Annotated in this window: 20 protein-coding genes and 1 pseudogene; 4 read left to right on the top strand and 17 right to left on the bottom strand. The window is 62.2% G+C overall.

From position 1 onward, the window contains the following. Positions 1 to 138: 138 nt before the first annotated feature. A pseudogene (locus QF047_RS20510) lies at positions 139 to 425 on the bottom strand (hypothetical protein); the annotation flags it as partial. A gap of 454 nt (positions 426 to 879) precedes the next feature. Between QF047_RS20510 and QF047_RS20505 the strand changes: the two are divergent. Further along, positions 880 to 1,464 (top strand): plasmid pRiA4b ORF-3 family protein, encoded by a 585-nt coding sequence (locus QF047_RS20505; protein ID WP_307282104.1) that lies wholly within the window; start codon positions 880 to 882, stop codon positions 1,462 to 1,464. A 117-nt stretch (positions 1,465 to 1,581) separates the two neighbouring features. Here the strand turns inward: QF047_RS20505 and QF047_RS20500 are convergent, their stop codons facing one another. From QF047_RS20500 to QF047_RS20480, 5 genes are all read right to left on the bottom strand, one after another. Then, entirely contained in the window at positions 1,582 to 2,829 is a 1,248-nt protein-coding gene (locus QF047_RS20500; RefSeq protein ID WP_307280928.1) for an allantoate amidohydrolase, read from the bottom strand. After that, the gene (locus QF047_RS20495; protein WP_307280924.1) at positions 2,829 to 3,986 is read right to left on the bottom strand and encodes an FAD-dependent oxidoreductase; all 1,158 of its coding nucleotides are present in this window, start codon (positions 3,984 to 3,986) and stop codon (positions 2,829 to 2,831) included. The genes QF047_RS20500 and QF047_RS20495 overlap by 1 nt, the downstream gene beginning before the upstream one ends. 62 nt (positions 3,987 to 4,048) lie before the next feature. Next, entirely contained in the window at positions 4,049 to 5,659 is a 1,611-nt protein-coding gene (locus QF047_RS20490) for a hydantoinase B/oxoprolinase family protein (protein ID WP_307280922.1), read from the bottom strand. After that, entirely contained in the window at positions 5,656 to 7,689 is a 2,034-nt protein-coding gene (locus tag QF047_RS20485; RefSeq protein WP_307280920.1) for a hydantoinase/oxoprolinase family protein, read from the bottom strand. Before QF047_RS20485 ends, QF047_RS20490 begins: the two co-directional genes overlap by 4 nt. Then, positions 7,686 to 8,969 carry an MFS transporter gene (locus QF047_RS20480; RefSeq protein ID WP_307280917.1) on the bottom strand — a complete coding sequence of 428 codons (1,284 nt, stop codon included), beginning with the start codon at positions 8,967 to 8,969 and terminating at the stop codon, positions 7,686 to 7,688. The genes QF047_RS20485 and QF047_RS20480 overlap by 4 nt, the downstream gene beginning before the upstream one ends. Positions 8,970 to 9,089: 120 nt before the next feature. On the opposite strand from QF047_RS20480, the gene QF047_RS20475 reads away from it, so the two are divergent. Beyond that, a complete protein-coding gene (locus tag QF047_RS20475; protein WP_307280915.1) occupies positions 9,090 to 9,794 on the top strand; it encodes a GntR family transcriptional regulator in 705 nt (234 codons plus the stop codon). A gap of 1,048 nt (positions 9,795 to 10,842) precedes the next feature. Here QF047_RS20475 and QF047_RS20470 read toward each other — a convergent pair. The 3 genes from QF047_RS20470 to QF047_RS20460 all read right to left on the bottom strand — a co-directional run bounded on the left by QF047_RS20470 (position 10,843) and on the right by QF047_RS20460 (position 12,378). Continuing rightward, the gene (locus tag QF047_RS20470; RefSeq protein ID WP_307280913.1) at positions 10,843 to 11,409 is read right to left on the bottom strand and encodes a recombinase family protein; all 567 of its coding nucleotides are present in this window, start codon (positions 11,407 to 11,409) and stop codon (positions 10,843 to 10,845) included. Between the two features lie 157 nt (positions 11,410 to 11,566). Continuing rightward, positions 11,567 to 11,749: a hypothetical protein gene (locus QF047_RS20465; RefSeq protein ID WP_307280911.1), complete on the bottom strand. Its 183-nt coding sequence runs from the start codon at positions 11,747 to 11,749 to the stop codon at positions 11,567 to 11,569. A gap of 212 nt (positions 11,750 to 11,961) precedes the next feature. After that, positions 11,962 to 12,378, bottom strand: coding sequence for an MmcQ/YjbR family DNA-binding protein (locus tag QF047_RS20460; protein ID WP_307280909.1), 417 nt, complete (start codon positions 12,376 to 12,378; stop codon positions 11,962 to 11,964). Between the two features lie 222 nt (positions 12,379 to 12,600). Between QF047_RS20460 and QF047_RS20455 the strand changes: the two genes are divergently transcribed. Then, positions 12,601 to 12,840, top strand: coding sequence for a hypothetical protein (locus QF047_RS20455; RefSeq protein ID WP_307280907.1), 240 nt, complete (start codon positions 12,601 to 12,603; stop codon positions 12,838 to 12,840). Between the two features lie 80 nt (positions 12,841 to 12,920). Here the strand turns inward: QF047_RS20455 and QF047_RS20450 are convergent, their stop codons facing one another. The 8 genes from QF047_RS20450 to QF047_RS20415 all read right to left on the bottom strand — a co-directional run bounded on the left by QF047_RS20450 (position 12,921) and on the right by QF047_RS20415 (position 21,135). Continuing rightward, a complete protein-coding gene (locus QF047_RS20450; RefSeq protein ID WP_307280906.1) occupies positions 12,921 to 13,469 on the bottom strand; it encodes a hypothetical protein in 549 nt (182 codons plus the stop codon). 441 nt (positions 13,470 to 13,910) lie between these two features. Continuing rightward, complete coding sequence (locus QF047_RS20445) at positions 13,911 to 14,147, bottom strand: hypothetical protein (protein WP_307280905.1); 237 nt, start codon at positions 14,145 to 14,147, stop codon at positions 13,911 to 13,913. Positions 14,148 to 15,201: 1,054 nt separating this feature from the next. Next, on the bottom strand, positions 15,202 to 15,765 hold the full coding sequence (locus QF047_RS20440; protein WP_307280903.1) for a GAF and ANTAR domain-containing protein: 564 nt from the start codon (positions 15,763 to 15,765) through the stop codon (positions 15,202 to 15,204). Between the two features lie 515 nt (positions 15,766 to 16,280). After that, a complete protein-coding gene (locus tag QF047_RS20435; RefSeq protein ID WP_307280900.1) occupies positions 16,281 to 17,462 on the bottom strand; it encodes an FAD-binding oxidoreductase in 1,182 nt (393 codons plus the stop codon). An 82-nt stretch (positions 17,463 to 17,544) separates the two neighbouring features. Continuing rightward, the gene (locus QF047_RS20430) at positions 17,545 to 18,588 is read right to left on the bottom strand and encodes a Gfo/Idh/MocA family oxidoreductase (RefSeq protein ID WP_307280895.1); all 1,044 of its coding nucleotides are present in this window, start codon (positions 18,586 to 18,588) and stop codon (positions 17,545 to 17,547) included. Beyond that, on the bottom strand, positions 18,588 to 19,370 hold the full coding sequence (locus QF047_RS20425) for an amino acid ABC transporter ATP-binding protein (RefSeq protein ID WP_307280893.1): 783 nt from the start codon (positions 19,368 to 19,370) through the stop codon (positions 18,588 to 18,590). Before QF047_RS20425 ends, QF047_RS20430 begins: the two co-directional genes overlap by 1 nt. Then, on the bottom strand, positions 19,367 to 20,155 hold the full coding sequence (locus QF047_RS20420) for an amino acid ABC transporter permease (protein WP_307280891.1): 789 nt from the start codon (positions 20,153 to 20,155) through the stop codon (positions 19,367 to 19,369). The genes QF047_RS20425 and QF047_RS20420 overlap by 4 nt, the downstream gene beginning before the upstream one ends. Before the next feature lie 107 nt (positions 20,156 to 20,262). Then, on the bottom strand, positions 20,263 to 21,135 hold the full coding sequence (locus QF047_RS20415; RefSeq protein WP_307280889.1) for an ABC transporter substrate-binding protein: 873 nt from the start codon (positions 21,133 to 21,135) through the stop codon (positions 20,263 to 20,265). A gap of 163 nt (positions 21,136 to 21,298) precedes the next feature. Between QF047_RS20415 and QF047_RS20410 the strand changes: the two genes are divergently transcribed. Beyond that, positions 21,299 to 22,444, top strand: a complete 1,146-nt coding sequence (locus tag QF047_RS20410) for a LacI family DNA-binding transcriptional regulator (RefSeq protein ID WP_307280887.1) — start codon at positions 21,299 to 21,301, stop codon at positions 22,442 to 22,444. The last annotated feature ends 202 nt before the right edge of the window (positions 22,445 to 22,646 follow it).

Raw genomic sequence — 22,646 nt, 5'->3', positions numbered from 1 at the left:
CCTGAGTGTCAGTACCGGTGCGCGCAACAGATTGTTCAAAAAGCGGAACCTCGATGGAGCAGTCTCCCCCATTGCCCGCGGAGCCGGCTGCTCCGGCCGTTCTGGACCCAACGGCCTCTAGGAAGACGATTCCAGCGACTAGTCATCCTCCAAAGCGTCCACCCAGCACGCATCTTCCTCCTTGCGCGGCGCCGCCGCTCCGACAGCCTCCCCCGTTCGTGCTCCTCGTGTTCCCCGGACGCCTTCCGGAGGACCCTCATGGCCATGGTCTTCGTCCATCGTGACTTCGTCGAACGGGAAGGCACCGGACAGGACCTGCGCCACCTGGTCTTTGTCAATTTCCCCGGGTCCCGGTGACCGATCAGCACCGTAGCCACGGCGTTGCCAGTGAGATTGGTCAGCGCTCGGGCCTCGGACATAAATTGCCTCTCCGTCGCCCTCGAGGTCTTTTCCCGCACCACGCACGTCATGTTCAACCACGGCTTACCTGTTTCCTAACTGACCAGGACATGCACACCGGGTTACCAAGGTCCATGTCCCTTTGTACCCGATTGCCAAAAATTTTTGCCCCCCACTGCATCACAAAAAGGAGTGCCGGAAAGGCCCGCGGATACAAGGGAGCAGTTTTTGCAGCCACCCCCCGCCCATTTTTCGATTGGATAATGGACCTTTCGTCAAGCTATAGGCCGCGGCGGGGGAGAGCTCAACCCTCGTACTATTAGTCCGTGACGCCTGTAAAAATGGATGCCATGGACAAATTCGAGACCGGGACGAGTGTTGGACAGGACTCGGTCCTGGAGGTTCGCGTGGAGCTGGTCGACAGCGAGCCTGAGATTTGGCGGCGATTCGAGCTCCGGGGCTCCCTGGCTTTTGAGCCAGGTGCACCAGGTCCTGCAGGCAGCCTTTGGCTGGGAGGACGCGCACCTGCACAGGTTTGTAACAAGCGACCCGTTCACGCCGCTAAGGCCCGTCGCCGGTGAATTTCCGGAAGTCCCGCAGTGGCTTCCAGGGCAGCAGTGTGAAGAACCGGGCGACAGGCCTGAGGAGGATTGCTCCCTGGATCAGCTGCTCGCACTGGGGTCGGGCGGAGCGTTCTACGAATACGACTTTGGTGACAGCTGGCTTCACCGTCTCGGGCTGGTTTCCCGCCGGCCCGCAGACGAAGACAGTCCGCCGGCCCGCTTGATTGATGGCGCGCGGCGTGGCCCGCTGGAAGACTCAGGAGGTTTTCCCGGGTACGAGGAGATCATGGATGCGTTGGCCGACCCGGCGCATTCTGACCACGCCGAATGGGTGGCCGACATAACCGGCTCCGATGCGCCTTTTGACCCTGCCTTCCTGGACATCCCCGCGGTAAACCGGGCACTGGCCAAGCAGTTCCGATCCCCCGGAATCCGGGCAGAAACGCCACCAAACGACGGCGATAAACAGCCCCTCACGCCGGCACTCCCCCGCCTGTTTTAAACTGCCGATAACCGGCCTTCTGTCAAGCTAGGCGGCGAAGGGCAGGGGTGACCGTCGTTCTTCCAGATTAGGCGTGTACCCCGAAGGGGGCCTTTGATCGCTTCGCTGTCGTGTTTGCTAGGCCATGAGCCTGTGGAGGGCGTCGGCCAGGGTTCGTGCGCCCGTCTCGGCGTCCTCGTCCATTACGTGTTCTTCAGGGGAGTGGGAAACCCCGCTGGGGTTTCGGACGAAGACCATCGCGGTCGGAAGGTAGGGCGCAAGGACGCCGGCGTCGTGTCCGGCACCGGTGTCCAGGACGGGGGCGCGTGGCAGGGCCAGTTGGAGCTCCTTTTGCAGTCCGGGATCGAAGTGCACGGTGGGGCTCAGGGATTCTTCCCGGAGCTCGACGCTGCAGCCTTCCTCGGCGGCAATGATCCGCGCCTGACCATGAATGCCCTGGACCAGTGCGGCTGTCACGGCGTCGTCCGGGTGGCGGACGTCCAGCCAGAAGTCAACGCGTGAGGCGATGACATTTGTTCCGCCGGGGACGGGCTGGAGCCGTCCGACCGTCGCCCTCGCATGGTCCTGTTTCCGGGCGATGTCGCGGATGGCTACCACCGTCCTGGCTGCGGACACCATGGGGTCGCGCCGGTCTGCCATCAGAGTGGTTCCGGCATGGTTGCCCTGCCCGTCGATGCTCAGACGCCAGCGTCCGTGCCCGAGGATGGAGGAAGCAATCGCGATGGGCTGGTCCAGATCGATCAGTCCACGGCCTTGTTCGACGTGCAGTTCGACAAAGGCACCGATCTGGCCCAGGAGTTTGTGGTCCCGGCCGAGGAAGCGGGGGTCCAGCCCGTTGGCGCGGGCGACGTCGGCGAATGTTGAGCCGTCTGGGTCCTGGAGGTTGCGGGCCTTGTCCGGATCGATGGCTCCTGTCATCAGCCGCGAGCCCAGGCATGCGACACCGAACCGCGATCCTTCCTCTTCGGGGAAAACCACAACGGCCAGCGGGCGGGTCGGGGTCGTCATCCGGGTCTTCAGGATGTCCACCGCCACCAAGGCGGAGGCCACGCCGAGCGGCCCGTCGAAGGGGCCGCCCCCGGGTACTGAATCAAGGTGGCTGCCGGTGACCAGGCTGTTGCTCCGGTCACCTCCGGGCACGTCCCACCAGGCCCAGATGGCACCATTGCGGTCAGTGTCCACTGCCAGGCCGCGCTTTTCTGCCTGTTCGATGAACCAGCTGCGCAGGTCCAATTCTGCTGTGGAGTACACCGGGCGGGTGTAGCCGCCGCGGATCTTGTCGGTGCCTGTGCCCGCGATCCCGGACAACAGCCCGGTCACGGTAGCGACGGGGGCGTGGGCCGGGGGAGCCGTATCTGCTGCCATCAGTAGGTCACCGCCGCTGCGTGCCTGGTTTGGGCGGCAAGCCGGAACTGGTCGGGTACGGATCCGGTGCCTGTGGCCAGGTCCGCCGCGATCTGACCGATCAGCGGGGCAAACTTCGCACCGTGTCCGGAGCAGGGGGAGAGTATGGTGATGCCCTCGGCCCGGTCCATGATGAAGTCCTCTGTGGGGGTGTTGGTAAACAGGCAGGTCGTTTCGGCGTACGGTTCCGGGATCAGTCCGGGCAGGTATTGTTCGACGTATTCGATGACCCGGCGGCGGTTCTCCGGGTTGATTTGGCCGTCCTGGTTGGCGGCGGAGGGAAGGATTTTGCCGCCGTTGTACTCGGCGACTTTCTGGCCGCGGAAGCTGGCATCGCGTCCCCCCGGCAGGCCATAGGCCTGCCAGCCTTCGCGCTTATGAATGAACGTAGGCCACGGCGGGCCGCCCTCGGTCCCGTTGACGTAGGGAAAGTGGTAGGCCTGTTCCTGCCGCACCTCGATCGGGGGCATGCCTGCCAGGAAGGATGAGGGCAGCGGGAGTGATTCCAGGAGCTGGGGGAGCCACCCGCCTGCTGCGATGATCACGTTCGCCGCCCGCAGAGTCATACCGTCCTCGGACGTCAGCAGGTAGTGGCCGGTTGATCCGGAGATCGAGGCAACTGCCCAGTTGTTGTGCAGTTCCGCTCCGTGCGTCACGGCCTGGTTAACCATGGACGCCACGGATTCGTGGGCGTCGATCACGCCGGCGTCCGGGTGCCAGAGTACAGGGGTGTCAAAAGCAATCTGGGGCCAGCGGCGGTTGGCCTCTTCCGCGGTGAGGAGTTCGTGGTCGATGCCCCGCGCTGCCAGCACAGCGGCCAGGCGGTCGGGCTGGCGGATGGCGCCGTAGTCGACGGCGCCGGTGGGGGAGATCAGTTGCTTGCCGCTCAGGCGCGCCAGTTCGTCCCACCCGGCCTTCGCCTCCTGGACGAGGCCGGTGTAGAACTCCTCCGGGTAGGCGTACCGGAAGATACGAGCGGAGCCATGGGAGCTGCCGGCGTCGTTTGCCGGGGTTGCGCGTTCGAGCAGGGCAACGTCGTGGCCGCGGGCGGCGAGATGCCAGGCAGTAGCTGCTCCGGCCAGTCCTGCACCGATGATGGCGTATTCGGTTGATTCCATGGGTGGCTCCTTAGGCCAGGGGCGGGCAGCGGTCAGACTTTCTTCTTCACGGTTGCGAGGGGTTAGGCCTTCGGTGTCCCGTATCCGCCACCGCCTGCGGTCTGGATGCGGATGGAGTCACCCGCGGTGAGGTCCAGGCGTGACATCGCTTCCAGTTCGGTGACTATTCTGCCGCTGGTGAGGCGTACGTGGGCCGGGGTTCCATTGGCTCCGCCTTCGAGGCCCCAGGGGCCCTCTTCAACACGTGCGGTTGCGGCAACGGCGGTGGCTTCCCCGCTGGTGAGGGTTAGCTCCCGGATGAGCCCGTCACCGCCTCGGTGCTTGCCGTTTCCGCCGGTGTTCCGGGCGATTGCGTAGCGCTCAACCCGGAGGGGGTACTCCCTCTCGATGACCTCGCAGGGGGTATTGCGCGTATTGGTCATGTGGGTGTGTGTAGCGTCAGCTCCCGATTGGTTTGGCAGGGCGCCCTGCCCTCCGCCGTAGGTCTCGATGTAGGAGAAGTATCGGCCGGTCCGTTCGTCCACGCCGCCGATCGTCACGATGCTCATGCTGCCGCTGGAAGCTGCAGGGACAAGGCCGGGTGCAAAGGCCTGGAACGCCCCGAGCAGGACGTCGACGATGCGTTGGGCGGTTTGTGTGTTGCCGTTGGCAACTGGTGCGGGGAAGACTGCCGAAACCAGGGATCCGGGCCGGGTGTGCACAGTGATCGGTTTCATGAGCCCGGCGTTGGATGGCAGGGACGGGTCGGCGAGCATTTTCACGACGTACGCCACACAGGCTTCAGCAACGGCGAAGGAGCAGTTGACGGCGCCCTTGGTCTGGTCTGCTGATTCGCTCAGGTCAACGGTGATTTCGCTTCCCTGTTTGGTGACCGTGGCCACGATGGGAAGTTGCTGTTTCGTGACGCCGTTGTGCTCGATGTAGTCCACAAATCGTCCTGTTCCGTCCGGCAGTTGACTCAGTGCCGAGCGGGTGCGCCGTTCCGCGTAGTCCACCAGGGCCGCCGTTGAGACTTCGAATTTTTCAAGGCCCCATTCCTCGATGACTTCCAGTACGCGGCGCTCACCCAGACGGTTGGCGGCAACCTGGGCCAGCAGGTCCCCGCGGGTTTTGTCTGCGGTCCTTACGTTGGTGAGGATGAGGGAGAGGACGTCTTGGCATTCCTCGCCCTCGGCGAAGAGCCTTACCGGCGGGATGCGGATTCCCTCCTGGAAGATCTCTGTGGCGTGTGTGGCCATCGAACCAGGGGTGATGCCGCCGACGTCAACGTGGTGGGCCATGTTGGCCACGATGGCCACCACTTCACCTTTGGAAAAGACCGGTGTGATGACGCAGGTATCCGGCAGATGGGATCCGCCGAGGTACGGATTGTTGGTGATGAGGATATCGCCGGGTTTGAGCCGATCGGCACCGTACTCATGCAGTGCCCGCTGGATGAGGGTTGGCATGAGTCCGAGGTGGAGGGGGATGTGTTCGGCTTGGGAGATCAGCTCACCCGTGGGCTGGTACAAGCCCGCCGAACAGTCCCTGCGGTCCTTAATATTTGGCGAGTACGAGGTTCGGATCAACGCCATACCCACTTCTTCAGCGATTGACTCGAGCCGGTTTCTGGCGATTTCAAGGTCTACCGCGTTGAGGTGGATCGGTGCTTCGGTCATCTGTTGCAGGGTCATGAATGGTCCTTAGCTGAGATATGCAGGAAACCGTGTTCGTCGGTGCGGGACGTCTGGCCGGGGTTGACAACGATGGTTGAATCGAATTGCTCGATAATCAACGGGCCGTCCAGAACCACGGTGTCCGATAAAGCGTCGCGGTCATAGACAGGGGCCTCATGCCACATCCCGTCCGCGTACAACGGGCGGGTGGTCCGAGGCGAAGGAGTTCCGGCGAATCCTCGCCGGGTCGGGGCGACGGCGCCCGCGTATTCAACTGTGGCGACAACCCGTGCTGCAACGACTTCCATCAGGGCGCCGGGGTCATCGAAGCCATAACGCTCCGCATGCGCCTGGTCCAGGAGTTCCCGGATCACTTCAAAATTCTCCGCGTAAGGAATCGTCAGCTCGTAGCTTTGTCCCACGTACCGGGCATCAACGAGTCGAGTGCAGATCAAGTCCACGTCCTCGCCCACATTGGCTCCGGCTTTGCTTTCGAGCGTCCTGAACGCTTCTTCGAGCAGTGGGATGTCCAGTTCGGAAGATGCGTGGACGGTGGCGGAGAAATCATGCCTGACGGGTGCGTCAAGCATGCCCACGGCTGAAGCGATTCCGGGCATCGGCGGGATGACAGCTGATTTGATGCCGATCTCTTGGATTAGATCGGCTCCGTGAAGGGGACCGGCGCCGCCGAAGGCCATCAGGTCACAGTTACGAAGGTCCACTCCGCGTTCTACGCTGACTCTGCGGACACCGCGTGCCATGTTCGCGTTGATGACCTTGATGATGCCCGCTGCAGCATCTTCTGTGCTCAGTTCCAGTTCGGCTGCGAGAGCGGCCATGCGCTGTCGGGCTGCCTCTGCGTCCAGTTGAAGTCTGCCGCCCAGCAGGGTGGTGCCCAGCCGTCCCAGGACGACGTGGGCGTCCGTGACCGTCAGATTGGTACCGCCTCGCTGGTAGCAAACCGGGCCGGGGTCCGCTCCGGCACTTTGCGGTCCAACCCGGAGGCCGCCGCCTGAGTCTTGCCAGGCGATGGAGCCTCCACCGGCTCCGATCGTGTGGACGTCCACCGCTGGCATCCGCAGGGGCAGGGATTCGATTTCACCGGCCACGATTTCATCCGGACGTCCGTTGCGGATCAGGGCGATGTCCGTGCTGGTGCCGCCGATATCGAAGCTGACCACGTTGGGAAGTCCCAGAAGGCGGGCCCAGCCTGCTGCACCGACAACCCCGCCGGCAAGTCCGGAGAGCACGGTACGTGCGCTTTCCTTCCGGGCCGTCTCGGGGCTGAGGAGGCCGCCGTTGGACTGCATGATCCACATCCGCGGGGGCACCCCAGCGGCCTTAACCCGGGACTCCAGCCGCTCGATATAGCCGGCGATCTTCGGCTGGACGTACCCGTTGAGGGCTGCGGTGGACGTTCGTTCGAATTCCCGGATTTCAGGAGAAATCTGCGTGGCACCGAAAACTGACCCTGCAACCTTTCCCCTGGTGAGGAAGGCGACGGCCTCGAGTTCGTGGCGGGGGTCGGCGTAGGCGTTGAGCAAAGAGACAACAAGGACGTCCAAGTCCGCGGCCTTGATGTCCTTCACGAGGGCTTCAAGCTGGTTCGTGTCGAGGGGCCGCAGTTCATTGCCCTCAAAGTCGAGCCGTTCGTCTATTTCCCAAATGAGGTCATCGGGGATCAGGGGTGTTGCCCGCCGGCTGGTCTGGTCATAGAGTGCCGGGCGGGTCTGATGCCCGATCGCCAGAAGGTCACGGAAACCGCCTGTCGTGACCAGCCCGACACGTGCCCCGGTGCGGGTAATGACCGTGTTGGTCGCCACCGTCGTTCCGTGAACGAACCGGGTGATCTGCTCGGCAGTAATGCCAATCTCCCGCATAGCACCCTGCAGGCCTTCGATGACTGCGTCATCCGGCGCCTGCGGAGTAGAGGAAACCTTCCAGACGAAGACGGATCCGTCAGGGCGGCGGACGGCCACGTCGGTGAACGTTCCCCCGGTATCGATAGCTACCTGATAACTCTGCTCGTCGGTTGCGGTCACTGTCATCGTTGCTCCTTAGCGGGATGGTTTACGGGGGAGGCCGTGACATCCTCGAGGATGTTTTTCCTGCGCGTTTCAGGCAGCATGGCCAAGGCAATGCAGCCGAGGCCGGCGCCTACGGTGCCGACAAGCAAAATGGAATTTCCCAGCCCAATGGAGGCTGCCATCCCGCCGACAGTAAGGGGTCCGAAGGCTGCGAGGCCGCGGCCGACGTTGTAGGCGAAAGCCTGGCCGGTGGCCCGGATGTTCGTGGGAAACAGTTCCGCGAGGTAAGAGCCTGTTCCGCCGGCCTGGCCTGAGGCGAAGAAGCCGAGGATGAAAATGATCACGAGCCCTACTTCGGGTCCAGCCAGAGGAGTGAGCACGAAAAGACAGATACTGGCAACGGAGCCAAGGAAGAACAGCAGGAAGGTAAGACGGCGTCCCAGCGCGTCATGAAGAAAACCGGAGGCGATATAACCTACGAATGAGCCGACAATCGCGGTCCACGTGTATCCGGCAGTTCCAACGACGGTCAGCCCGCGTTCATCTTTAAGGAAGAGCGGCAGGAAGACGAACACCGAATAATAGATGCCCTGGACGCCGACACCCAGAAGCGTCGCGAACACGGTCTTCTTGACCTGCCCGGCGGCGAACAAGGCCCGGACTTTCCCTTTGTTATCAACCTTCACCGCCGGAATCTGGACCACATCCCGGGTCGTCTTGCGGATGTATAAGGCGACCAGGGCCGGCAGAATGCCGACGAGGAAGAGGTACCGCCAAGCGACCTCCGGCGGAGCCAGCGAGAACAGCACGAGGTAGGCGGTAGTTGAAACAGCCCAGCCTATGGCGTAGCAACTCTGCACGAAGGCCAGGGCCCTGCCGCGATTTTCGGGTCGGGCGTATTCGGCCACGAGTGCGGCGCCGACAGCCCATTCACCTCCGAAAGTCAGTCCTTCCAGGACACGCCAGATCAGGAATTGGGCCCCGTCCTGGGATGTCGCTGTGAGCGCGGTGAAGAGGCTGTAGCCGAGGATCACCCAGGTCAGCACCCTGACCCGTCCGAACCGGTCCGCCAACGCGCCGAAGATCACGCCGCCGACAGCTGAAGCAACAATGCTCACAGCCGTAACCCAGCCGGCAGCGGCAGTAGTCAGGTGCAGTACGGGCAAAGCAGCAGTAAGCGCGAAGCCATACATGGTCCAAGTGAAACCATCCAGCCCCCACCCCATACCGGCTGCCACTACGGCACGTTTTCTCATCTTCGAATCCACGGCTTTGGCCGACGATTCCACTGAAGTACTCATGTCACCCCTCAAGGCGTTTGTATATGGATGAAATACAAAGATACAGTGAGGTGTAGCTCACATCAAGAGGTCTTTGGTAATTTGCTGCTAACCGCCCGCCAGTCAATGCAAGGATGGAGCATGCCCAAAAGAGACCGATCCGCCATGGATCAGGCACTTACTGAAATCAACCGGCGCATCCTTGACCTGGAGCTGCGCCCGGCGCAGCGCATCGACGACCTCCAACTCGCCTCCGAGCTGGGGCTGAGCCGAACACCGGTCCGGGAAGCCCTGTTTCAATTGAGCTCGGACGGTCTGGTAACCGTCGGAGTAAACGGCGGGTTTCAGGTCAAGGGCCTTGAACTCATGACAGTGCGTTCCCTCTTCGAAGCGCAGATGGTCATTGCCCGCGCGGTGTCCCGCCTCCTTGCCGCCAGGGCAACCGACGCAGAGCTTGATCAGCTCGAAGCGGCCTCCCACGCTGTCGATGAAGCAGTCGCTGCCCGGAATCCTTCCGGAATCTCATGGGCCAACACAGAATTGCACGTCATGGAAGCAAAATTCGCACGGAACGAATACCTCTACTCTCTCGCCGGCCGCATCCACAGGCAGGGGCAACGGCTCGCTTTACTGAGCTTCGGCGGGGACGGAATGACCGATCCCCACATCGCCCAGCACTACGCAACGGCATGCCAGGACCATGCTGAAAGCATCCAGGCGCTAAGGGAAAGAGAAGCGGACTGGGCAGAAGAAATCGCAGCCAGGCATGTGAAACTATTCAGGGACCGGATCACCAAGTTCCTGCAGAGCGAAACCGTGGACGATATCCACCTCACAGGCCTCTAACCCTCCACGCGATCCGACCAGTCCCACCACCGCACTTATAAGGACGCATCATCTGAAGCACGCCAACAGACAAAGCTTTGGGCACGAAAACCCCCTCTTCGGGCGGAGTTTTCAAAAGCAGATAATCAGCCTTCTTTCAGCCTGAGCCTGGTATCACGTTCGGTGATCCCGAACGCGTGCCAGGCGATAGCTGGACGGACCCGTTGTACGCTGGAGGCAGCAGCAGGACCCTTCATCATGGCGGCCCGCACCTGCAAAATCACCCTTTTGGAAGACGCCCTGGATGACCTTCGCTGCGGACAGGAGGGAAGCGACACCAGACCCGGCAGGGCTCGGCGTCCCTCCCTGTTGACCTATGAAGCCGTATCCCAAGGCTTTCCCGTTAGCGCAAAAGGTTCGCTTGTTTCTGCAGATGCCTTGACTCATTCTATGGTGAGGCTCACACTCGAGTGGGTCCAGTTGACGGAAACGTCTTTCGGTCAACGTTGAAGCGTCTTTCCACTGGTCTCAGTAGAAGACACCGCACCATGAGCCAAGTGTTTTCCCAAATTTGGCGTCTCATGGTGCGGGAAGGGACGCGGAGGGGACAGCGTGGTCCCCTCCGCTCTTAATAAGTAGGGCAGGCAAAAAGTCGTCCAACCTGACAGGCTTCCGGGGCAGGAATGTGAGGAACCGGCGGAGAGGCCAGAGGATTGCTCCCTGAATCAGCTGCTCATACGCGGTGCGGGCGGGCGGCCACGAGGAGGTGATGGACGCCCTGGCTTTGACCCGGCCGGACCTACTACGCCGAACACTCAGCACGGCTGCCGAAATCACCGGCTCGGACCGCCTTTTGACCCTGCCCTCCTGGACTCACCATCGTGAACCAGTCCTTGCCTGAGCAGTTTTGAGCCAACCGAGTCCGGCGGAAAACGCCCCAATGACGGCAGAAGACAACCTTCTTGCGTCCACTCCCCCGGCCATTCTTGATCGCCGATACTTGATCTTCCGTCAAGGAGTCGCCGCTTCGGTTCCGCATAGTGGCGCCGGTACGAGGGGAGGGAGATGCTCAGTCCAGCTTGGCGTTGCGCAGGTACTGGTACACGGTCTCGCGGCTGATCCCGTAGTCACGGGCAAGGAGGGCTTTCGGAACGCCGCTGCCGGCGCGCTGGACCAGTTCGTCTGCCCTGTCCGGCGTGAGGGTCTTTTTTCGTCCTTTGTAGGCGCCGCGCTGTTTGGCCAGGGCGATGCCTTCCTTTTGGCGTTCTCTGATGAGGGAGCGTTCGAATTCGGCGAAGGCACCCATGACGGAGAGCATGAGGTTGGCCATGGGGGAGTCCTCGCCGGTGAAGACCAGGCTCTCTTTGACGAACTCCACGCGGACACCCTTGCGGGTGAGACGTTGGACGAGAGCACGCAGGTCGTCCAAATTGCGGGCCAGCCGGTCCATGCTGTGCACCACGACGGTGTCCCCGTCGCGGGCGAACCGCAGCAGTTCGGTGAGCTCCGGCCTCGCGGTATCCCTACCGGATGCCTTATCGGTGAAAACCCTGTCAAGAACTTGGCCTTCGAGCTGGCGTTTCTCGTTTTGATCTAACGTACTCACCCGCACGTACCCGATCCGCTGTCCAGCCATCCGCGCCTCCGAAACTCATCTTGTCAGGTTGAGTTCTAGGCTCGTACCAGAAGAAAGTCAAGGGCTGCTGCCCAAGGGTCGTCACGTTGGGGTGTACCTCACCTCACTTTTACAGCGAAAGCAGAGTTCTAATGCGTGCGTTAGCGCGGCGCAGACCTCAGAGGTCCATGACGACGTGGAAGTCTTCGGGCGGCTGGCTGACTATGGCGGCGGCTGCGGAGCGGAGCGCGTCCGGGATATCTTCCAACGTCCGTGCTTCGGCAGTCAGTTCCGGCATCTGCACTGCTTTGACGGTGAAAAACCCGTCGGTGGCAGTGGAGATGTAAACCTTCAATTGCAAGCGTTCCGCCCTCTCGTGGGCCGTAGACCAGAAACGCTATCGCGCATGCGATGTGCCCGCAGGTAACCGCCCGGTGGGGTGAAGAAGTTCTGCCCCGCCATCCTTCGCGTTCTGCCGGTCTCGGGCCGCGAATCCGGACATGACGCGCCTATTCCTCCTGCGATCCGCGCGTCGATAAGGAATCCGCCGAGCGCCAGCGAATAGGTGCCTGGTCAGCGTCCGGCGAAAAACTCATCAACCAGCTTCTTCGGTGCCCGGGCTGCCCACGCCTCGACCAGGATTTCCTCCAACTCATCCCGGCTGATCTCGCCCAAGCGGGACTCCTGGACCAGGACGGCGTTGTACCCGTCGAAATGTGGAACGGTGAAGAACGGCAGTGACGGGTCCTCCACCAGCGCTGACTTGGCTGCGTCATCCGGAACCATTATGACGAGCAGGTCTCGGTAAGGTTCCCCAGTCTTCGGATCCAGGTCTGTTTTGCGGGGTGCACGGTAGAGCACGAAACCCCGCCCCTTAGGTCCGCGCGGTACTTTGTACGTCGGCCGGTCCCCCCAGGAGAAACCAAGCTCCACCTCGGGCAGGCCACTGCAGATCACACCAATGTCTTCGGGTGCGGCCATAGGCTTCATTGGCACAAGTTAGCCCTGCTTTAAACGGCGTTCAAGCTTCCGCTCGTTGAATGGTCTCGTCCGGCACCGTACTGGCCTTGGCGCACCGCCGCGGGTGGCCGTAGGGTTCGGGCAGTTCGACATGCAGTGCGGGGGAGGCAGTCGTAAGCACTTTGACGACAACGAAAGACCCTAGATCCACGGCGTGCCGGCTTCAAGGTGGAGGCGGCCATCCATGAATTGATGGATCTCGCCTGGAATCTTGTCTACGACCTACTTGAAGAGCGGGGCCTGCCCGGTGACGGGCTGGAGGTTCAGGAGTACACCGGGATCCATTCCTGGGTGGAAGACCCGACCCGCTATACCGTGGTCCATTCCCCGACGGTGGCTGTCCTGTTCGCGGACACCCGGACTTTAGACGCCATCGTATTCCACCACGACCTGCTGGGTGCCGACGACCCGAAGTCCTTCTTCCGGCTTTAGATGTAGCCCCTGGACAGCCGGGCCAGACAACAAAGGTGCCGCACGCCGGATCAGGGGCGTGCGGCACCTTTTCGATTCCGTCACCAGAAGTGGGCAACGTCCACGATCAGCCGGGAACCGGACCCTGGCCCCTCGAGAGTGAAGACCCGGAAGGGCAGCCGGGCGCGGACGCCCAGCCCGATACTGGTGTAACCCTCGAAGCTTCCGGCGTAAACCACTTGCCGGAAGGTCTGGTAGCCGGCCACGTTGGACAGCTCGGCCTTGGCGGCGGGGTTGTAGGTGAGGTTGCCGTCCTGGTCATAGGAGGGTGCGTTAACGGTGACCTGCAGGCGCGCGTTGCCGTATACCGGGATGGTGAAGCCTGTGCCGTCCTGGACGATCTCCGGGACGTACTGGACCGTGTAGCCCTTGACGGGGCCGTTGAGGTCAACCACCATCCGGTCGAAGCAGGATTGCTGCCCTGTCCGGACGTTGGTGACGGACGCGGTGCTCATCTCGGGCGCGGTTTTAGCCGACGATCCCCATTCGAGACCGCAATATGATGTGGCTGCCGAGGCGGGCCCCGGTGCCAGGATTCCCAGCCCGACGGCCGCGAGTATCGCCGTGAGCCAGAGGAGGAGTTTTTTCATTGGGGTGCCATCCAAGGGGACTGGTGTGGTGGGGTGGATAGCTCAAGCGTAGGAGTGTCAAGTGCCTGAAACGAGGGTTGTAGCCGCTTCGGCGCGCAACCGTAAAGAACACCGCATCAGGGTCACGCGCCAGTAAATCCGGGGGTTATCTGTCGGCCTTTTTAACCGTTTCGGTGCCGTTCTTGAACCCGGCCGTTATGACCGATAACGGCGCTATGGCCGTAGCCGTCGTGGTGTTCCCTGCCCGCAAAATGATTAACACGACCAGGACGGTCACCATCCAGGCAATCGCGGGGAGGAACACCAGGCCGGTCGCCAGTAAGGGGTGCATGCCGAAAGTCCAGGACCGTACTGCCGGAAGGCCCGGCTGAAACTCCGCATCATCAGAGCAGGAATTTGCACAAACAATGGACCGGTGAGGGCCCGGGAGGACTTGCCCGGCTACCGTCTGCTGCGGTCCAGGAGCCAGGACGCGTCGGTGTCCGGCTGTGACCGTCGGCGAAGTCTTTTGACCAGGAGGGCGAATGGCAGCAGCAGCAATTGCAGGACACCGCCTGCGATCAGGAGGGCGACAATCAAAATGATGTCCGGGACGTAAAGGAGGAAAATTCCGGCGATAGCGGCAAAGTACCGGCGGTGAACCCGAGGATCGTCCCGGCGTCCATGACTTACTCCCAAGATCTGGTCACCCTCATGGGATGATGCTGTTGACTATTTGCTGCCCTTGCTTTTTGTCGGGCTCTTTAGGACCGTCAGGGAGTTGATGTCAGCCGCGGACTCTTCTGACTCGCAGCCTGCGCCGCCTCCGTGTTGGAGTCTGACCGGTTACGGTTAGGGTTCGGTGCCCGGGCAGGTGGGGGTGATAGTTGACGGGATCAGGAGGTGGTGGTGCCGAGGCCACCCTTGAGGACCCCCTCCTGCGGCGCCGCAGTTCCAGGAGAACGACGATGGTCAGGCCGATCCATACGAACGCTGCAACGAAGATCAGGACTACGGCCTGGAGAGTGCTCATGACGGGGATCCCCGGCGGGAATCGGCGCGGCGCCAGCGGAGGGCTTCCGAATCCCCGCTTCCGTAGGCCATTCGCAGCGGCATAACGGTTATCACGTGGGGTGATGGGTGGGACGTTCTGGGAACCTGTACTGGCATGGTCGTCATGGGAAGGTCATGGACGGGGCCATGGTCGGCATTTGTGGACACAATGTTCCGGCTTTCGGTGACTACCGGTTGGCTGACTTCATAGCCCCGTGAGTCAAGTTTCCGCTCGTCAAGACGGCCGGAACAAGAGCAAAATAATTGCGGTTTGGCCGCAATTCTGGCGGCACAAAAAAGGGCGCGCCCCGTTCGCTGAGCGCGCCCTTCCGAAAAACCAGTCAGTCAGCGCTGACACAGTCTTTGAAGGCGTCGTTGACCTTTTCGCCGGCCTGCTTACATCGCTGACAAGTAGGAACTACCTGCGGGGCCAAAGATCCAAGATTTCAAGGTGAATGTTGGGCGTTCGGGGGTACGTGGCAGCTTCCGCTTAACGCCGCTCGGCGGGGCCAGCCGGGTTCATCAGAGCAGCTTCCACTTGCGCCAGTCGTCGGCACTGGAAGTGTGTTGCCCCAGGCTGGGATCCTGCTGCAGCGAAGCACTGAACCGAAGGTGACGTTAACTGGCTTTCGTCGTCGCTACCTTGCATAGCCGCGAAAAGGGCACAGCAGCAGGCATGTACGGCGCCTGCCCGTGGAGACTAAGCGTCGAAGTGCGTCTGCACCCTGGCGTCCCGGGACAGTGACGCGACCACTGAGGCTGCGACGTCCCGGAGTTTGGCGTTCCGGGTATTGGAGGCGATTTTCAGGATCTTCATCGCAGATTCCTGACTGCACCTGTTTTGCGCCATGATCGCGCCGGCTGCCAGATCGATGACGGTGCGCGACTCAAGTGCGGCGGTCAGGTGGTTTTTTGCCTCGGCCAGTTGGCTGATGCGCACCGCGAGCCGGAGAGCCTTGGACGCGTGATACGAGTAGGACTCGACCCTTTCGATGTCTTCACCGCTGAATCCATGGGATCGGGTGGAGTACATGTTCAGGCCCGCTTCCGCTTCCCCCTCCAGGATCAACGGTACGGACAGACTGGAACCGACTCCCTCAGCCAGCGCGGACGCGGCGTAGTCGGGCCAGCGGTGTTCACGGCTGATGTCCGGGAGATGGATGACAATCTGTTCACGGATGGAGGCCAGGCACGGCCCGTCGCCGGCGCGGTATTGGGTCTCATCGAGCCGGACGGCACCCTTTTCGCTGCTGGCTACCGTCACTGGCTTCTTGCGTCGAATCAACGTGATGCTGCAGAAGGCAACGGCGGGGTCAGAGAGTGTCAGAGCCGTAAAGTCAGCAGTTCGTCCAGCATCTGCTTAACGTCCTCGGTCTTCAGGACCAGGTCCTGAAGGTGATCGACGACGAGCTCAGGTGCCAATGGACGCGGTTGCTGGGCCATGATGGGCCTCGTTCCTCTTGTGCCCAATCAACAACCCCTTTGCAAGGAGGGCGACCCGAGGACAGTGAAACCGCATACACGGCCTTCCCTCAGTCTGCGCCTCAGACAGCGCATCTAGTTCAACCTCCAGCCCCGTGTGCCAACTAGTCTTCGGAACGAGGGGCGTTCATTAGCGGCGACCACGGCACGAGCCGCTATGGGTTCGGCCAGATCGGGCGCCCTGGAAACTTCTGTTCCGCCCCTACGGCTTCGGGGAAGGCCGTAAGGTTCAGACGGCCGCACCGCCTCGGGGGAGTGGTGGAGGCCGCGGTGCCACCACTCCCCGGTCCGGCCGTGCTAGCTCTGAGGCACCGGGGCCCAGGCCCCGGTGCCCACGGCCTCCGGCGCCGTGGCGCTGGCGTCGAAGCGGTCAAGGCGGAAGGACTTCAGCACCGGAGACGGGGTTCCGGTGAGGATTTCCTCGGCGAGGAGTTCTCCAAGGATCAGCCCGAGTGTTGCGCCCGAGTGAGTGAACACGGTGTGCAGTCCCGAAATTGAAGGCACCGGGCCGACTACGGGTTCGCCGTCGCCCGGAATGGGTTTCAGTCCTGCTCCCACTTGCTGCGCAGTCAGCCGGGGGTTTCCCGCGAGGACCTTCGATGCTTCGTCGAGCAAGCCCTGCACCGACTCATCGGGAACAGTGAAGGAACCGTCATCTTCAACAATCACCGATTGTTCTGCCCAGTCGGCATCGAGTACCAGCCGGCCGTCGGGGGTGGGCCGCACCGCGACGCGGGGGGTATTCAGCACGGTTTTTACTTTGAAGTCGATCGGATCGGTGAACAGCACGAAGGCGGCAGGGGTGGCATCCGGAACCGTTACTCCCAGGGTGGCGAGCTGGGCTGGAACCTCGCCGCCGGTTGCCAGCACTACCTGGTTGGCGGCAATGCGTGTCCCGTCGCCGAGTATGACGCCGGAGGCGGCGCCGTCATGCACGTCGACCCGCACGTCGCCGGCGTTCTCGATGACGTCAGCGCCGTTGGCCACTGCCTCAGCAACGAGCGCAGGGATGAAGTCAGGCATGTTCACCCAGCCTTCGCCCGCGTTGTAAATGGCACCTTCCTCGGCCACCGCCTCGACGTTCACGTCGGGTGCAATCCGGGACACGTCATCCCGGTTGATCCAAACGGAGTCGTACCCGGTTGAACGCTCGAAGGCGAAGGTCTCACGGAACGTCTCGCCTGGTCCGGCCCACTTCATGGCGCCATCGAACCTGATGTAGTCCCGGCTCTCGGGGTGGTGCGCATACCAGGTGCGGTAACGGTCAATGGCAAGCATCCGCAGGTAGTGGTAGTCGGCGGACCGGGCGCCGGATGAGTTCAACCACGCGATCGAGCGGCTCGAGGCCCCGTTGGCGAGCGGCCCAGCCGTCACAAGTGTTACCTGCGCGCCTCCGCGTGCCAGGTGCATGGCGGTCGATGTGCCGAGGATACCGCCACCGATGACGACGACGTGTTTGGCTGGAGCTGTGGAGGACATGGTTCTCCCTTTCTAAGTTTTTGGGCGATGATGTGCGCAGGGCTGGGATGGTATTTCACCTGAGCTGCACAATCCGGCCTGGTTAGGCGAAGGCGTGAATTTTTTCGATGATTCGAAGGACCTCAAGGGACTCGGCCGGGTTGACCGGCAGTGTGCCCTCGCCGCGAAGCGCGGCTCCCAGCTGTGAGTAGAACCGCGGGTAGGCACCGGTTTCGGCGGGGACGCTCGTGGTGGCGCCGTCGACGCCCAGGACCCCCCAAGCGTCCTGGGGCTCCACACCATATGAGGGGTCAGCCGGGGACAGGCCTGCTGCGAGGGCAGGTTCCTGGTGATCCAGGCCCCATTTCGTGTAGCCGGCCCGGGATCCCAGGACGTGGAAGCGCGGGCCGACCTGCGCGGCCATCCCGTTCATCCACAGCCTCGACCGCACACCTGATTCATGAAGCAGTGACACGAAGGCCTCGGTGTCAGCGCCGTTCGGATGGGGGCCGTGGTTCGCAGTCTCCCCGTAGCTTTCTTCGACCGCGCCGAACAGTTGGACGGCCTGGTCGATCAGGTGGGCGCCGAGGTCGTGGAGGATTCCACCGCCTTCGGTGAGTGACGCGGTGTCGCGCCAATTTCCGAAGCCTTCGGGCCGCCACCACTCGAAGCGGGACTCGAAGCTGAGGACCTCGCCCAGCGCCCCTTCCCGCAGCAGCTTTTGGAGCGTCAGGAAATCAGCGTCCCACCGCCGGTTTTGGAAAACTGTGAGCTGCACGCCAGCCTCGGCCGCCCGTTCAATGAGCGCTTCGCCGTGAGCGGTTGTGGTGACGAAGGGCTTGTCCACGACCACATGGAGGCCCTGGGCCATCGCTGTCGAGGCAAGGTCGAAGTGGGTGAGCGGCGGTGTTCCGAGGATCACCAGGTCAAGATCGCCGGAGAAGGCGAAGAGGTCCTCCGGTGTTGGGACAACCCGTGCCTGGGGGTAAAGCCGGGCGGCCTCCACGGCGCGGGCTGGATCGGCCGTAACGATGAAATCCAGCGAGTAGCCAGGATCCGCTGCGATGAGCGGCGCGTGGAAGACTTTGCCGGAGACCCCGAATCCGACGACTGCCGTCCGTATTGGTGAGGTTGTAATTTGTTGCATCAGAGTACTTCTGAGAGGAAGCGTTGGAGGCGTTCGCTCTTGGGGTTGTCGAAGAGGTCGGCGGGGGTGCCCGCTTCGACGACTTGGCCTTCGTCCATGAAGACGACCTGGTCTGCGACCTTGCGGGCGAAGCCCATTTCGTGGGTGACGACGAGCATGGTCATGCCGCGGCGTCCGAGTCCTGCCATGAGGTTCAGGACGCCTTTGACCAGTTCCGGGTCCAGGGCGCTGGTGGCTTCATCGAACAGCATGACTTCGGGTTCCATGGCCAGGGCGCGGGCGATGGCAACGCGCTGCTGCTGACCGCCGGAAAGGTCCCGCGGGCGGTGGTCTGCCCGTTCGGCGAGCCCGACTTCGGCCAGTCGGCGGCGTGCGCGCTCCCGCGCCTCCGCCTTGGGCATCTTTTTGACGCTCCACAGGGCCAGGGCCACGTTTTCCAGGGCGGTGTGGTCCGGGAAGAGGTTGAAGTGCTGGAACACCATGCCGATGCGGGCGCGCAGGACGTCGGGGTTGACTTTCAGCGCGCTGTCCCCCGCCAGGAGCACGTCTCCGCTTTTGGGTTCATGCAGGCGGTTCACTCCCCGGAGGAGGGTGGACTTGCCCGAACCTGACGGCCCGATGATGCAGGTGGTGGTTCCCGGTTTTACGGTGAGGTTGACGTCGCGGAGGACCTCGATGTCCCCGTAGGCCATGGTGAGGTTCTTCAGTTCCAGGCTTGAGCCGTGGAAGGTCTCAATGTCTGGGGCTGCGGTGTTCTTTGAGGTGTTGCTTGCGAGGCTCATGTGTTGCTCCCGGTGATCAGCGGCGAGGCCGCGTCGAGTTCTTTGACTTCGTTCAGTCCGCTGCTGGGTGCTGTCGGCCGGCGGCGGCCGGTGCGGAACCTGTTGTCGAAGTAGTTGACCAGATGGGTCAGTGGCACCGTGATGACCAGGTAGAAAATCCCCGCCATGACCAGGGGTGAGAGGTTACCCGAGAGCACGGCGGCGTCCTGGCCGACGCGGAAGAGTTCACGTTCGCTGACCAGCAGGCCCAGGAAGTAGACGAGGGAGGAGTCTTTGATGATGGCGATGAACTGGTTTACCAGGGCCGGCAGGACCCGGCGGATGCCTTGCGGGATTACCACCAGTGCCATGGATTTGGAGTAGCTCATGCCCAGGGCGCGGCAGGCTTCGCCCTGGCCTTTGTCCACACTTTGGATGCCGGCGCGGAAGATCTCGCCGATGTAGGCGCTGGCGATCAGGCTCAAGGCGATGATGCCCAGCGGGTACGGTGACGGGCCGAAGATGGACTGGCTCAGCCGGGCGAAGCCCTGACCGATCAGCAGGATGGTCAGGATCGCGGGAAGGCCGCGGAACAAATCAGTGTAGATTCTGGCGGGAACGCGTAACCATCGGGAGGGGGAGATGCCCATGACGGCGATAATCATGCCCAGGACCACGCCCAGGATGGTTGCGGCGACTGAGATGATCAGCGTGTTCAGGAGCCCGACTCCGAGGAGTTGCGGGATGACTTCGGCCATCGCCTTGAAGTCGAAAAAGGTGCGGATGATGGTGTTGAACCAGTCCATGGGTTGCTCTCAGACCTAGTTAGTTTTGTGAATCCCGGGCGGACCGCGAACCGCGGTCCGCCCGGTCATGTGCAGCCGGCTGGTTCCCGGCCTATATCGCTTGCTGCTTACTTGCTTGCTGACGGCGCAGGGGTTGCTGTCTGCTCGGCTTTGGGGAGGTACTGCTCAGGCATCGGCGAGCCCGGGAACCACTTCTGGTAGAGCTTCTTCCAGGTGCCGTCCTCCATCGCCGCGGCCAGACCCTTGTTCAGGGCCTCCTTGAAGGTGGTCTTGTCCTTGGCAACAGCGAAACCGGCCGGCGCATCGAAGGATGGGATGTCGGCAACGCTGACCAGTCCGTGCTGTTCCTGGTAGTCCTTCGCCGCCTCGTAGTCCAGGAAGTGGGCATCTGCCGAGCCGCTGTTCACGGCGGCAATGGCGGAGTTGTTGTCCGGGAAGCGGACCAGGCTGGCTGAGGCGAAGTTCTTCACCGCGTAGGCTTCCTGCAGCGTTCCCTGCACGACGCCAAGGCGCTTGCCGGCGAGGTCATCTACACCCTTAATGCCGGAGTCCTTCGTGGTCAGGACCGTGAGGTAGCCGGCGAGGTAACCGTTGGAGAAATCCACGGTTTCTTTGCGCTTATCCGTGATCCCGATCGCGGCCACGCCAACGTCGAACTGGCCGTTGGCCACAGCGGGAAGAATCGCGGAGAAGTCCTGACCGGTGAAGACCACATTGTCCACCCCGGCACGCTTGGCCACGTCCGTGAACAGTTCAACGTCAAAGCCGGTGAACTTACCCTGCGCGTCGGTGAAAGTGTAGGGTTTCGCGTCACCGAGGCTGGCAACCCGGACAGTGCCCGGCTGGATCAGCCCGTACGGATTATCGGCACCGGCCGAGGGCGAACTGGGCGTCGTTCCCCCGCAGCCCGACAACGCCAGGAGAGCCGCGACGGCGGCCGCGACCACAGCCGCTGGGCGGAAGTTCAATCGTGTGCTCAAGGTTTTTCCATTCATGGGAAGCTTCAGGCCGCCTTTGGCCTTCGGATAATGTCCCTTGCTGAGTCCGGTCTCAAGCGCTAAGGTTGAGACCGGACTCACATCGGGGTTGGTAAAAATGTAACCCAAACCACACTTGCCGTCAAGGCGCATCCGAAAGGCTCAAATGAGCAGCAATGGTTTCAGAGGGCGCGACATCACCGTCGCTGACGTGGCCAAGGCCGCGCAGGTTTCAAAGGCCCAGGCCGCGCGGGCGCTGGGTAATTACGGGGCCGTGAGTGACGATGTCCGTGAACGGGTCCTTGCCGCGGCCGAGGAACTTTCCTACCGCCCGAATGAACTCGCCCGCAGCATGAACACCGGAAAATCGCACACGATTGGTGTGGTCGTGGGGGACATTGAAAACCCGCACTTTGGTCTGGCCACCAGGGGTATCACCGACACCGCAAAGAAGAGCGGCTACAACGTCATCCTGGTGAACACCGACGAGGAACGGGCAGCAGAAGTCGACGCGATCCAGGTTTTGCTGGACAAGCGGGTGGACGGCCTCATCGTGGCTCCTGCGTCATCGACCGAAACAAAACATTTACAACGTGTTCACGAGTCGGGGCGCCCCTTGGTTCTGCTTGATCGAGCGGCCAACGGAGTATCGGCGGAAGTCATCGCCGTCGACATGGCTGGTATCTCCTACGAGGCCACAAGGTACCTGCTGCACTCCGGCCACCGCAGAATTGCCTTCATCTCCACCTTGAAGACTGACTCGCCGTTCAGTGCAGAGACTCAGGTGGATTCGTCACAAATTTCGGAGCGCTTGGACGGCATGCGGCGGGCTTTTGCGGAACAGGAACTGGCGTTTCCCTATGACTTAGTGCGGCTCGATGCCGGCAACGCAGAGTCCATCCGTAACATCACGCGTGAACTCCTCCTCCGGGCAGACCCGGCAACAGTCCTGGTGGCATCCGATGGACTCATCGCCCTCAGCGTTCTAGGCGCAATACAGGAACTTGAACTGGCAATCCCTGGTGACGTCTCGTTCCTTATGTACGACGACTTCGCATGGACACGCCTCACCACCCCGCCGCTGACGGTCATCGCCCAACCCGTCTATGACATGGGCGTCGCAGCCGCCACAGCTTTGATCAGGCAGATCGATGGAAGGAAGGCATTCGAGACCGCGTCTGGACTTCACGCGCGACTCATAAAGCGAGGCTCTGTAGGGTCGCCACGCGCAAAATCCCCCTCTCGTCCGGGAACGGTGACTGGGCCAGCTCCTGCGGATTACCTTCTTACAAGCGTGTCCGATCTGGCCTGAGGCCTAACCGGGACACCTCAAAAAGCCCCTTTCAAGGGGGTCCGCCGGCTCTTTTTCGACCGCCGATAGTGGAGCTACTGTCAGCCTGACCATGGTGAAATTCCTGAAGCCCTGCAGTAGTGCTTCCGGGGGCAGGAGTGCGAGGAACCGGCGGACAGGCCCGAGGAGGATTGCTCCTGGATCAGCTGCTCACACTCGGAAC

It is taken from the genome of Arthrobacter sp. W4I7, assembly GCF_030816215.1.
Taxonomy (GTDB): domain Bacteria; phylum Actinomycetota; class Actinomycetes; order Actinomycetales; family Micrococcaceae; genus Arthrobacter; species Arthrobacter siccitolerans_A.
The sequence above is the reverse complement of the archived record's forward strand: the minus strand, read 5'-3'. Positions and strand labels throughout refer to the sequence as shown.